Origin of the sequence: Methylophaga sp. UBA2012, from assembly GCF_002335235.1 — a bacterium.
GTDB classification, from domain to species: Bacteria; Pseudomonadota; Gammaproteobacteria; order Nitrosococcales; family Methylophagaceae; genus Methylophaga; species Methylophaga thalassica.
Genome location: NZ_DDCG01000001.1, coordinates 267,806 through 280,946, shown reverse-complemented (window position 1 = coordinate 280,946; position 13,141 = coordinate 267,806). Strand labels below are relative to the sequence as shown.

Here is a 13,141-nt window from a genome sequence, read left to right as displayed (position 1 = left end):
ACCCTCTCCATTCACTTTTATGCAAACACTTCAATGTCAGATGCGCTTAATGAAGTCACACCTGTCAAAGTAGCAAATTGCACAGCAGCACCAGAGCCACTGCCATCCGCGTCATAGCTCAATGCACCCGTTGATGTGTCGAATAACAAGAAGTCATTCGCATCACCAGCAGCTGCACCTACACTACAAACAAGATTATCAGCAGTGAAACTACCTGCCGTCAGAGAAGTAAACTGATCAATGTTCAGGGCAATCGTATCCAACCCACTCACAAAGTCAGTAATGGTATCGATACCAGTTAAATCAAATGCAGTATCTACATAGGTTTGAACTTCATCGTCATCACCAGTCACGACTTGCTCATGGACCTGACCAAACACGAAAGTATCCGCGCCATCACCACCAGTCAGCGTATCGTTACCACCGTTACCGACGAAAACATCATCCTGCGTTGTACCGATAAAGGTATTGTCATTACCATTACCTTCAAAACGCAGACCATTTGCAGTTACACCAGAAGCATCAACAACGACATTATCGATGGTACCGCCATTGTTACCCAGGCTATTGTCTAAATCATCGACAGTACCGTTGGCAGCAAAATAGTAGTGGTCATTCAACATTTGCAATGCATCATTTTCCACATTCAGTTGGTCTACTGTGCCACCTACCTGAACCACTTCCATACCTTGGAAATTGTCATCATTTAAAACGATAGTGCCGTTAGCTTTTGTATCTGCACCGACACCCGTGGTAATCCGTAATGTATCAACACCATCACCACCCACGATCAGATCGTGTTCAGCACCTGTTGCAATCCATTCCTGATTACCATCATCAGCCGCAGAGGTTGTACCAGAATTACCTGAACCGAAACCACCGACAAGGAAGATATCGTCACCGTCTTCACCATACAGGCTATCGGCACCGCTTCCACCAACCAGGACATCGTTACCATCACCACCGTAGTAAGTATCATTACCACCGTTCATGACACCGTAGTCGACACCATCACTGCCATATACAGTTTCAGTCGCACCAGCTGATTCATTGCCGCCATAAACATGAGTAAAGCTACCTTCTTCACCTTCACTGGCATCGTAGATCATGTCAACGTTGTGGAATAAATTCGCTACTGCAAATTCCTCAACAGAGAACTCAGCGTAGTCATATTCCTCTTCCTCTGCACCGACGATATCTTCATCAGGTTCAAACTCAGCTTCTTCAAACTCCATCTCAACCGTGACTGACTCGCTCGATCCACCGGCTGTACCATGAATCTGCAGACCTGGATTTAAGAAACCCGTGCTTAATGACTCAGCATTGTCTTCCAACTGCTCAGAAGATAAGGTGATATTAACGCCGCTATCCAGTTCTAGACGCTCAATTCCAGAGAATGATAAAGACTCATCAAAGTCACCGCTTTCTGTAAACTGCAAAGTATCAACAGCGTTATAGCCTGCAAAGGTAGAGGCAGCGGTATTGATTTCAGTCGAACCAGGACGAGTAACCAGATTCAAGCGAACATCCGTTTCAGCTTGTTCTGACATTTCCTGATCTTCAATTTCAACAAACTCATTGTTAACAGTGTCGAAACCGAATAAAGGCCCTTCTTCTTCCTCGCCTTCTTCTTCCTCTTCTTCGCCTTCTTCACCTTCAGCTTCGTTCAAATCAACGTATCTTGCTGCATCGCCTGAAAGGTCTTGAGCTGAAACACCACCTTGGATGATGGTCAGTTCTTCAAACTCATCCCCCATTACAAACGTGTCATTTCCAGCGCCACCAATGAGAACATCTTGTGAAGTTACATGAAAGAGATTACCAGAGACAGTTTCATCGCCAGCACTACTTCCTTGACCGTCTATGTAATCTGAACCAGCACCGCCAGATAAGATATCGTCACCATCACCTGCAAAGATAACGTCATCACCTTCTCCGCCAGCAATAATATCCTCACCACTGCCAGTTACGATGTTATCGATGCCCTTACCACCTGAAATAATATTATCCCCACCATCTGAGTAAACGATATCATTACCATCCCCGCCTGCAATAATGTCATTGCCAGTTCCAGTAAAGATAATATCGTCGCCTGCACCGCCGTGAATAATATTATTACCATTACCACCATCTATAGTGTTACCGAGATCATTCCCCAACACTAAGTCATTTGCTGAGGTACCTGTGTAACTCGTTTCAGTTGAGTTAAAAACTTTAATCGCCATATCCGTTCCTTATATATAAGTAAAAGCTTGTCAACGTAATTTTTGTCCAAGAGCAGATGGCAAAACATCTCGCCATCTGCCCTAGACTTATCACACGAACAATCCTTAGTTTGGAATCACACCTTCTACTTCTACTTCAATAAATGGATTATCAGTTGAACCATCAGCACTTAGCTCTTGGAAGGTTTGACGCAGACGAATTGCATCCGCAGCAGTCGTAAATGTGCCACTTGTACAGCTCGCTCTGACATAGCTCATTCCTGATAAAGGATTAGTACTACCGTCATCATCGAGAAAATTCGCATCGGTAGTGAAATCTACCCAGTCTGTATCGATATCGGCTTTTTGCTCTGCTGCAGTTGGACGTCCTGCTGGCGTAGGCCATACATTTACACCGTTAATAGCAGGACTTGAACCTAGACCAGTGATGGGTTGATCAACAAAACCAGGACGATGTTGAACTGAGGTAAAGGTTCGCCCTATACGATAAATTGGTGATGCAGTAGTAGGCACCGTAGAATATGCAACATCTATGGTTTTACCACTCCAACCTTTTCGAGCTATGTCATTCACTTCAAAAGTCTGTTTACCACTTACAGTTAAGTTGTAGTCTGTGTTTGTCAAAGATACTCGCATACCATAGATACACATATTAGTACTGGAATTACGCCAGACATACTCTTTCACATTGCCAATCACCACATCAGTATTATTGGTGTAGCTATTATTCATAGTGATTGTACGTGTCCCATTAACGACGGGAATTCGGCTAGCCCCAGTAAAACTTGAGTCTGGCGGTAATAATTCACTAGTAGGTAAAACAGCACAAGGACTCGCTGTTGATGTTGGTCGAACCGGGGCATCTGCACCTGAACCAGAACCAAAATCACCGGTTGGATTACATAAAATGTATGCACTCGTATCACTACCTACAGATACACCTGTTGCAGGTAAGTTTTCCCAAGCTGCCAATGCTTGAGTCGATGCTAAACAACTTAAACTACTTAACAACGCTAATTTTAATTTGAAGTTTTTCATCATTTTTCTCCATCCATGTACAATAGACGGGCATTTGTGGCTGCCCGAAGCACCCATTCACCATAATCTTTAGTTCGTGCCTTAATACTTACCAAGATTGTGGTTGAATTCCTTTTGTGGCAGTCGCAATTGCACTACCTATTTCCATATCTCAAACAACTAAAATTGCCATCTCAAACTCAGCCATGCACCTCTTTTGGCTCCTGGTGCCACAAAGTTTGTACTATCCCATTCAAGTGAATTATGGTTGTAACCAGCAGGACCATCATCAGCGCCGTAAGGGCCCGGTGAAAATGGATTTCGACCTAAGGTGCCAGCAGTAAAATATTCTTTATCAAAAATATTATTCACTAATAAGTTAATGCTTAAATTCTCATCAAATCGATAGGTACTTTGAAAATTGAAGGTCATATACCCTGGTACTTTGCCTGGATTACTAGTGGGTTTTCGAGTAACCACGACTTGTTTACCTGAAATTTCCCTAGTCTCAGTCAAGACAACCCCTTTTCGATGTTTATTGTTTTCATTACCGCGAACAAAACTTTCTGAGTGTGCAATGGCTGTGAGACCGATATTCCATTTAGGGGTAACGTCATAAGTTACCGTTGCATTGAGGTTATGAAGTGATACACCAGGCATACGATCACCCGGCTCGACATCAATCATACGGCTATAATTGTAATTACCACTAAATCGCTCGTATGAGCTGCTATTATCATTACCGGCGATGGTAAAGTTATCTTCAAAGGTGGCATCTGTCAGGGCATAATTAACTGTGAAACCCCAGCGATCTTTTTGCCCAGAAACACCAAACTCAATCCCCTGGCGCCGCGTTTTTCCAATAGTGTCAAAGTAGTTACGGTTACCGGGAAAAGTCACCATATATAAATCATCTTTTAAATTAGTTTGATATGCCGCGATATTCCACTGGATGTTGTCGCCCAACAGACCGCGCATCCCTACTTCCCATGTTTCGGCTTTAATCTGTGGTAAATACGGGTCACCTGATAAATTCGATGGCAGTGAACAAGTACGATTCTCTCTAAGGCTCTTATACACACCATCAATGAGTGTTTTATCCAGAGCGCAACCTAATTCGATTACAGAAGGTACACGAACACCTTGAGCAAAATTAGCGTAAACATTCAATGTTTCTTTAGCTTGCCAAGCCACGCCTAAAGAAGGATTTAATGAGTAATAACTAAAATCCTCTTTTTCCTCTTCATTAATAAGTTTCGACGTATCGGGGATAACATAACCTGTAGGGCAATCTTCACCCGGACGACACACACCGAAACTATCTGGGTAGGCTTCTAATTCGGCTAGATTGGGAACAAAACCAATACCATATTCCCTAGACTTCATTCTATTCTGACCTTGAGTATCGTTATATCGTGCAGATAAATTGAAGTGCCATGTTTCAACGGGACTCCAGGTTTCACTAAAATAGAGACTTTTGGTTGTTTGCTCCCCTTCAAAGTCATTATTTTTAATAGGTACATCGGCTGCAATATATTGATCGCGTATTTGTTCTGGTGATAAGAAGAATTCACGATCAGCATCAAATAAACCTAACTGTTGTGAGTTACTATATTCAGCTGTCGGACGATCAACAGAAGCTCCGATCATGACTTTATGTTTATCTAAGTTCCAGTTGAGTTGAATTGAAAAACCATCTGTTATTTGATCGATGGTATTCTTCGTCAATACCCCTGTTGGTGTTCCCTCAGCTACGCCAGGGTTTGTCTGGCTATAAGCTGCGCCATCAACAGTCTGTACGCCCCCATCAGGACCTGTCACCTCAAGTGTGTCGCCATCAGCAGCTGTACATTGATCTTTATTGATAGCGGGTTTTATAAGTAAGTAATACTGAGTGCCATTATCAATGAAATTGAAACTGCCAGTACTTGTAATCGCATAATCTAATGTATCTGTCGTATTTATTAAGCTTCTGTCTAAATTACTTAATGCCTGATAAGTCATAGAACCATCATTGGGTTCTTCCGGTGCTTGAATACCAAGCTGCGCATACCTGGCTGTTGTATTGATATTTTTATAATAGTTGAAGGTATCTTGAGCATACTGAGCATACTCAGGTGGTAAATCAGCAAGAAATGTTTCTGGTGGCAAATCGGCAAATGCTTGCTCTAAGGGTTGACCGCTTAAAGCAAAAGCAAAAAACTGAGCATCATCAACAACATAATAATCTGGGATGTTGTATTTATTCTCATCCGATACTTGATATAAACAAGTATATTGTTCACCCTCGGCAAGGTCTCGTCTTACTGTCTGATTTTCAAATTCAGTATAAACATCTGCTCCCCACGAATCTCGCTGACTATTACGACGATAAACTTGGCCTGTCACACTAAATGTGTCATTGACCTGATATGCTCCAGATAACTGAAATTGTTGTAGTTTATTTTCTGTCGTATCAGGTGAAGTAAATACCCCATTTCGATCTTGGCGATATTCTTCTGTTGGAATTAAGCCATTACCAACCAAGTCTGTTTTTACAATTAAGGTACTTAAATTAAGATCAAGTTTTTCACCACGATAGCTGGCTTTACCAAATAATTGGTTGACTTTACTGGGTGAGTTTTCACGCCAGCCATCCTCCATAAAAAAGCTACCAGCCCCAAAGAAGGCTATTGTGCCATTATTCCAGCCACTTTCAGCCAATAATTGCTCACGACCAAAAGAACCTTTCATCACATCAAAAACGGTTTCCGTGAAGTTAAAACCATCTTTGGTTTTCATTGTAAAAGCTCCACCTAGTGTATTGAGACCAAATATCGGATTAGAGCCTGGGAATACATCGACAGCTGCTATCGCATTCATGGGAATCATGTCCCAGTTGACGACATCACCAAATGGTTCATTAACGCGGATACCATCAATAAAAACACTTAATCCCTGGGGACTACCAATTTGCGGCCCCGCTGTGAAACCACGATATTGGATATCCATCTGAAATGGATTGCCCTGATAATCGTTAACCGTGACACCTTGAAGTTTGGAGTTAAATAAATCTGTCATACTCAAAGAACGAGCATTTCTGATTTCTTCCGCACTAATACTTTGCACGTTACCTGGAATTTCTTCTTTGGTGAGCCCAAGACCAGGCAGTGGTCCGACTTCATAAAAACGTTGTGCTCTGACTTTAACCGTATCCAGAATTAAGCGGTCATCCCCCAAAGCAGGTAACTCTTCTTGTCCTGGCACCAGAAAATAGCCGCCATCTGTATCATCAATGGCTTCGAGGCCACTGTCGTTTAATAATTTTTGAAAGCCTTCTTCAACGGAATATTCACCATGAAGCCCTTGGGTTTCTTTTCCTTCTGCCAGTGCTGGGTCAAAGGTTAATCTCACGCCATTTTCAGCCGCGTAATTTGATATTGCTTTACCTAGAGGGCCAGCAGGAATGTCATAACGTTTCACTTGTTCAGACGCATTATCTTCGGCCAGGGCAAGATGATTGATTGACATGGCACCGACCATGCTCATCGTGGCGATAGATAAACAACGACATAGCTTTTTCTTAAGGCACACTGGGCCCTTTGCTTGCAGTTCCAATATTTCTCTCCGACTAATAATTATTATTTTTTTGTTGTTCTTACTAGGTATGCCAATCGAGAATCGGAAAGTGACAATTTTTTTTAGACTTTTTTTGAAATTTTTTTGAAAACGTTGATATAGCTAGGTTTACGAGGGGATTTTTTTAGGCAGGTTTAAGCATGGTGACATAACGTGTGTAACTTTCAACACGCACTGGCAGGGTTTTACTGATGCTTCTTAATGCACCGTCAATATTGTTTACCGGGAAAGCACCGGAGATTTCTAAATCAGCAATGCGAGGGTCGCAGCGCATAACACCAGTTTTATAACGGGAAAGTTCATCTATAAATTCACTTAAGCGCATCTTATCGACAACGAGCGTGCCTGTTGTCCAGCCCAAAGTTGAGGCATCAAACAACATTTTTTGTTGGAATAACGCTGCGGTGAACTTCACTGCTTCACCTTTATTGACAACGACCTTGTCTCCATAGCCATCTATCGGCCTGACTTCAACGGCATCCTGATAGACATTCACGCAGCTTCTATCATGGATGATACGGGTACTGAACTTTGTACCAAGCGCTGTGACAGTGCCGTGCTCGGTTGTGAGGATAAACGGACGATAGGATGGATTAGGATCTTCTGCGGTTTCTACATAGACTTCGCCTTGTAATAACCTGACGTTTCTGACCTGCTCATCATAATGCACGGATAATTTGGTATCCGTATTCAGCACCAGTTGGGTGTTGTCATCTAAGGTCACGTGTTTAATTTCACCGACAGCGGTTGAATAGTCTGCTAATAAGACTTGCCATGGTTTTTGCTGATAGCCATACCAGCCTGCAGTGCCTGCAGCCACCAATAAGCTGAGGGTTTTAATGACTTGGCGACGTTCATGTGATTTGAGGTGTCGGGTATCAATCGGTCGATTTAAAACGGCGATACTGGTTTTTGAATCCAGCCCCATAAAACAGTTGGTGACGGCTTCAACCTGTTCCCATGCTTGTCTGTTCTCTGGTGAAGCATTTAGCCACCTCTCCCATTCTTTGCGATCTGCATCTGTTGCTTCACCGGAAGTCAGTTCAACAAACCAGTTGGTCGCTTCATAGATAGCATTTTTATTAGAATGGGCCATGACAAAACAATTTAATTATCCATGTTTAAACAATGCAGCAATGCCTTAGCAATGTACTGTCGAACTGAGCTGACGGAAATCGATAGTCGTGACGCAATTTCAGCATGTGAAAGCCCTTCCAGTTGACACCATAAAAAAGCGCTGCGAACCCGTTCAGGCAAGCCATCGAGCATTTCATCTATTTTGGCGAGCGTCTCCACCATAATATTGAGTGACTCAGGTGAAGGGACTTCGACTTCTGGCATATTTTCCAAAGCGTCAAGATAGGCTCTTTCAATATCCCGACGCCGAACATGATTGACCATCAGCCCATGGGCCACAGTGGTGAGATAGGCACGAGGCTCTTTGATACTGGTCAGATCGTCTTTTTGCAAAATTTTGGAAAAGGTATCTTGCATCAAGTCGGCCGCATCAAAGCTGCAACCGAGTTTCTTTCTGAACCAGCCTAATAACCAGCTATTGTGTGCACGGTAAAGATCAGTGACGATGGAGTCACGCGTTGCATTAAGATTACCCAGAATACTGACGTCTGATTCGTGGTGTAGGGCTATGTCACTCAATTGCCTGCTCCCCTTTTACATAAGCTGCCGGATTGTGCCTGCCTTATGTTTTGTCGAGGTTTGCAGTAACATGACTAATCACAAGTTCTGGGTAAACTCTGCGTGCATGTTCACAAAATTTCACATAAGGTAACGTAAATTTACTACGCATTACCTTGAGTAAATATAGGAAAAAATCCTAAATTTACAAAGATTAATCCATTTATAAAAAATGAAAGCCTGCTTAGCCGCTTCGGGAGGTTTTTACCCTGACTTTTTAAATATTAACTATTTTTCATTTTTTTAATCTGAATACAAACCTCAAGTATGGAGATGCAGAATGATGCTTTTCGATTTGCGGATAAATACAGCGATGATGAAGCAAACGACTTCTTGTACAATAGCCTCCTTTCATTCTTCAGACATTCAAGCAATCTAGCGAGCCTACTATGAAAATTCAAAGCCACTTTGTCGATCTTGATACCCCTACTGGCGTTATGCGTACTTATATTCACCGTCCGGTCGGTGAAGGTAGCTACCCGGTGATTTTGTTCTACTCTGAAATTTTCCAACAGACTGGCCCGATTGAACGTGCAGCAAGACTGATGGCAAGCCATGGTTATGCTGTATTAGTGCCCGAAGTTTTCCATGAACTAAACCCTATCGGCACCGTATTGGGTTATGACGACGCTGGTCGTGACAAAGGTAATGCGGATAAAGAAGCGAAAGATGTTCAGGGTTATGACTCTGATAATGTAGCCATGATTGAGTTTGTAAAAACCCAACCGTGGTGCAATGGTCATATTGGTGCTATGGGTTATTGCATTGGTGGTCACCTGGCTTTCCGTGCAGCCCTTCAACCTGAAGTCAAAGGTACAGCGTGTTTCTACGCTACGGATTTACATATCCAAAAAATTCCAAACAAACCCGGCCAACACAGTATGGAACGCCTTGATGACATTAAAGGCGAGTTATTAATGATTTGGGGTAAACAGGATAATCATGTACCTGCTGATGGTTTGTTAAAAATCTATCAGGAATTAAAAGCGACAGATATTACCTTCACCTGGCATGAGTTTAATGCTGAACATGCGTTTATGCGTGATGAAGGTGATGGTGGCCGTTATGATGCACAAACCGCACAAATCGGCTATCAACTGGCGTTAAATCTGTTCAGCAGAACACTTCGCTAATCAGCTTTTCTATTTAGCCTGAAAGGGAGTCAGTGACATCATTGACTCCTGAGGCATTCCCACAAATCATCTAGTAAATATCCACAAACTTCGTGTCATGCCGAAGTAAAGGCATTACACACCATTATCATGCCCAAATACTTATCACCGTCATGCCAGAGTCCTTCTGGCATCCAGTTCAGGCCTTTGAACAATAACGGTTTCTTTACGGTTAAAATGGCTTCTTTTTCACGGCTCGGACTGGATTCCAGCCTGCGCTGGAATGACGGGGGCTATCGGCTTCGGGCTGGATTCCAGTCTACTGTGGAACGGCAAAGTCATCTGGCTGAAATACTGGCAATGCCTCACTCTTGTTATGCTAAGCTCAAATTTTTTAATTGCATGGGAACACTTTTGTCATGTCCAACCCTTCAGGTTTAGCCTTTGCCCATTTACTCAACGGTGAGGGTGGCAGTACCCGTCTCAATGTGAATGATCTGCCGCAATGGCAGGCTGAAGATGGCATTCTCTGGCTGCATTTTGACTACACGCATCCTGATGCTGAACGTTGGCTACTTGAACAGTCCGGATTGGATGGTGTGATCGCTAATGCCTTATTAGAGGAAGAAACGCGACCTCGTACGACCTCCATTAATGATGGTTTACTGATGTCTTTACGCGGTATTAATCATTATGAGGATGCCCGTTCCGACGATTTGATTTCAATTCGCATGTGGATTGATCCACGTATTATCGTCACTACCCGACGTGAAATGTCTTACTCTGCTGCAGAACTGGATAAATTACTGAGCAAAGGTAATGGCCCTAAAAACAGTGCTGAGTTTCTCATTTCGTTAGTCGATCTGACGGTGGATGGTATGTCTGATACGGTTGCCGGTTTCGAAGATGTTATCGCGGACTACGAAGATGCCGTTTTAGTAGACGATACGGAAAACTTACACAACGATATTGCCAATTTACGCCGTCAGGTAATTAAAATGCATCGGTATTTAGCCCCGGAAAGAGATGCCCTGGCTCGTTTGACACTGGAAAAGATATCCTGGTTATCGGATTATGACCGACTTCAAATCCATGAAATCAGTGACACCCTCATTCGTTATATTGAAAACCTGGATGCGGTGCGTGAACGAGCCGTACTGGTTCAGGAAGAGCTGCACAGTAAAACGTCTGAGCAACTTAATTCGCGTATGTATGTGTTATCGGTGATTGCAGCCGTGTTTCTTCCCTTAGGCTTTGTGACAGGATTATTAGGTATTAATGTGGGTGGTATCCCAGGTGCCAATGACAGTCATGCTTTTACTGATGTGATCGTGATTCTCTGTGTAGTGGCCGTATTGTTATTATTTTTGTTTCGTTGGAAAAAATGGTTTTAGATGCGCTTTAAACGGTGAATCAATCACTTATCGGCACTACTGTTGAATCCACCAGATAAATATAACAATTTCTTTATTTTTTTCGAGCAAATCTGAAAAAGATGTTGTAGAATGCCACGCTTTCTTGGGGTGCTTAGCTCAGCTGGGAGAGCATCGCCCTTACAAGGCGAGGGTCGGGGGTTCGAACCCCTCAGCACCCACCAAGAAAAATTCCTCTTTGCATAATCAGTACTTGTTTCCCATTAAAATATTGTGCATTGTAAGCCCTTGGCGACTCTATCCAAGGTGCTGAAATGGACTTCACTCCGCTCTACACGTCATTACTGTCTTTCTGGTATTTCATTCCTTTATTTTTCTGTCTGGCTATCCTGCGTTCAGCCTGGTTCAAAGGTGTGATGGGCGAGTTTCTGGTCAATGTCATTGCCCGATGGCAACTCGATAAACAACATTATCATTTAATCAAAAACGTGACCCTGCCGACCGAAGATGGGACCACTCAGATTGATCACATTATCGTTTCGGTTTATGGCATTTTTGTGGTGGAAACAAAAAATATTCGTGGCTGGATATTCGGTAATCCCTCCCAGAAAAACTGGACTCAGCAACTATACAAACATAAATACACTTTTCAGAATCCACTGCAGCAAAATCATAAACACCTCAAAACGCTTCAGACTTTACTCAACTTATCTGACGAACAAGTCTTTTCTGTGATCGTTTTCATTGGTGACAGTGACTTTAAAACGCCCATGCCAGACAATGTCACTTATGGTCTGGGTTATGTTCGCTATATCAAGTCTAAAACCAATCCAGTTCTCAACCTGGCAGAGAAAGAAAACCTCATATCACAGATTGAGTCTGGTCGGCTTTCACCTAGCCTGAAAACAAACAGAGAGCACGTGGCCCATGTTAGGCAGTTAGTTGAACGAAAGCTGATAGATGCCCCCATATGTTCACGCTGTGGTCATAAGATGGTGAAACGCCAAAGCAAAAAAGGTGACCGTGCTGGCCAGTTTTTCTGGGGCTGTAGTCAATATCCGAAATGTCGTAATATCAACACGGTGTAACCCTATTCCCTTCTATTAAGGACACGAAAATGAAATGGCGCGGTAACCGAAGAAGTAGCAATATTGATGACCGTCGAAATCAGCGTGTTTCAGGGATTCGTGGTGGTTCAGGCGGTATTATTCGATTATTACCCGCCGTGTTTAGATTACTCGGCTTCAAAGGCACCGCATTATTACTGATTAGCATTGTTGTATTAGCGGCATTGACAGGTAATTTACCTGTGCTGTTATCCCTTCTCGGTATGCCCTCTTCGGCACCTAATGTCTCCTCCTTCGAACCGCTACAGGAAACAACTGAAGAAAAAGAACGTGTCGAGTTTGTTTCTGTCGTTCTGGCGGATACCGAAGATACCTGGTCAGCTATCTTTAAAGAAAATGATCAACGTTACTCCCCACCCAAACTGGTTTTGTTTCGTGGTGTGGTTAACTCGGCTTGTGGTTCTGCACAATCAGCGATGGGGCCATTTTATTGTCCTGCTGATCAACAGGTTTACATCGATCTGAGTTTTTATGACCAGCTAAAAAATCAGTTCAAAGCCCCTGGCGATTTCGCCCAGGCTTATGTCATTGCCCATGAGGTGGGTCATCACATCCAGACCTTATTAGGCATTTCACAACAAGTAAAGGCCGCTCGTAGCAAAATGAGTCAGGTGGAATGGAATAAACTCTCTGTCAAACAAGAATTACAGGCCGATTGCTTTGCCGGTATCTGGGCACACTATGCTAATGAATCAAGACAACTGCTGGAAGCCGGCGATCTGGAAGAAGGCTTAACGGCAGCGAGTGCTATCGGAGATGATACTTTACAAAAACAGGCCTCTGGGGTTGTCAGACCTGATGCCTTTACTCATGGTAGCTCGGCGCAACGGGTTAAATGGTTTAAAACGGGTTATGACACAGGTAATGTTGAAGCATGTGATACATTTCAATAATAAATAACATTAAGTGTTTATGCTTCACCAATGATTTTTATGAATATATGAGCGGATACACATCTTTTTCTTTGTGTATAT

At 43.0% G+C, this 13,141-nt stretch carries 9 protein-coding genes and 1 tRNA gene; 5 read left to right on the top strand and 5 right to left on the bottom strand.

The features are described from left to right. Positions 1-17: 17 nt before the first annotated feature. The 5 genes from B2248_RS01290 to B2248_RS01270 form a co-directional block, all read right to left on the bottom strand. The gene (locus B2248_RS01290; RefSeq protein WP_273181461.1) at positions 18-2,225 is read right to left on the bottom strand and encodes a calcium-binding protein; all 2,208 of its coding nucleotides are present in this window, start codon (positions 2,223-2,225) and stop codon (positions 18-20) included. Positions 2,226-2,330: 105 nt separating this feature from the next. Next, positions 2,331-3,263 (bottom strand): hypothetical protein, encoded by a 933-nt coding sequence (locus B2248_RS01285; protein WP_273181463.1) that lies wholly within the window; start codon positions 3,261-3,263, stop codon positions 2,331-2,333. 159 nt (positions 3,264-3,422) lie between these two features. Continuing rightward, positions 3,423-6,839 (bottom strand): TonB-dependent receptor domain-containing protein, encoded by a 3,417-nt coding sequence (locus B2248_RS01280; RefSeq protein ID WP_273181464.1) that lies wholly within the window; start codon positions 6,837-6,839, stop codon positions 3,423-3,425. Between the two features lie 145 nt (positions 6,840-6,984). Next, positions 6,985-7,956: a FecR domain-containing protein gene (locus tag B2248_RS01275; protein WP_273181466.1), complete on the bottom strand. Its 972-nt coding sequence runs from the start codon at positions 7,954-7,956 to the stop codon at positions 6,985-6,987. A gap of 11 nt (positions 7,957-7,967) precedes the next feature. Beyond that, positions 7,968-8,516 carry a sigma-70 family RNA polymerase sigma factor gene (locus tag B2248_RS01270; RefSeq protein WP_273181469.1) on the bottom strand — a complete coding sequence of 183 codons (549 nt, stop codon included), beginning with the start codon at positions 8,514-8,516 and terminating at the stop codon, positions 7,968-7,970. Between the two features lie 428 nt (positions 8,517-8,944). On the opposite strand from B2248_RS01270, the gene B2248_RS01265 reads away from it, so the two are divergent. The 5 genes from B2248_RS01265 to B2248_RS01245 all read left to right on the top strand — a co-directional run bounded on the left by B2248_RS01265 (position 8,945) and on the right by B2248_RS01245 (position 13,060). Next, a complete protein-coding gene (locus B2248_RS01265) occupies positions 8,945-9,688 on the top strand; it encodes a dienelactone hydrolase family protein (RefSeq protein ID WP_007145253.1) in 744 nt (247 codons plus the stop codon). 398 nt (positions 9,689-10,086) lie between these two features. Continuing rightward, positions 10,087-11,061 (top strand): zinc transporter ZntB, encoded by a 975-nt coding sequence (locus B2248_RS01260; RefSeq protein ID WP_273181472.1) that lies wholly within the window; start codon positions 10,087-10,089, stop codon positions 11,059-11,061. 127 nt (positions 11,062-11,188) lie between these two features. Next, positions 11,189-11,264 (top strand) — tRNA-Val (locus tag B2248_RS01255). 90 nt (positions 11,265-11,354) lie between these two features. Beyond that, positions 11,355-12,128 carry a nuclease-related domain-containing protein gene (locus B2248_RS01250; protein ID WP_273181473.1) on the top strand — a complete coding sequence of 258 codons (774 nt, stop codon included), beginning with the start codon at positions 11,355-11,357 and terminating at the stop codon, positions 12,126-12,128. Positions 12,129-12,157: 29 nt separating this feature from the next. Then, positions 12,158-13,060: a KPN_02809 family neutral zinc metallopeptidase gene (locus B2248_RS01245; RefSeq protein WP_273181475.1), complete on the top strand. Its 903-nt coding sequence runs from the start codon at positions 12,158-12,160 to the stop codon at positions 13,058-13,060. Positions 13,061-13,141: the final 81 nt, after the last annotated feature.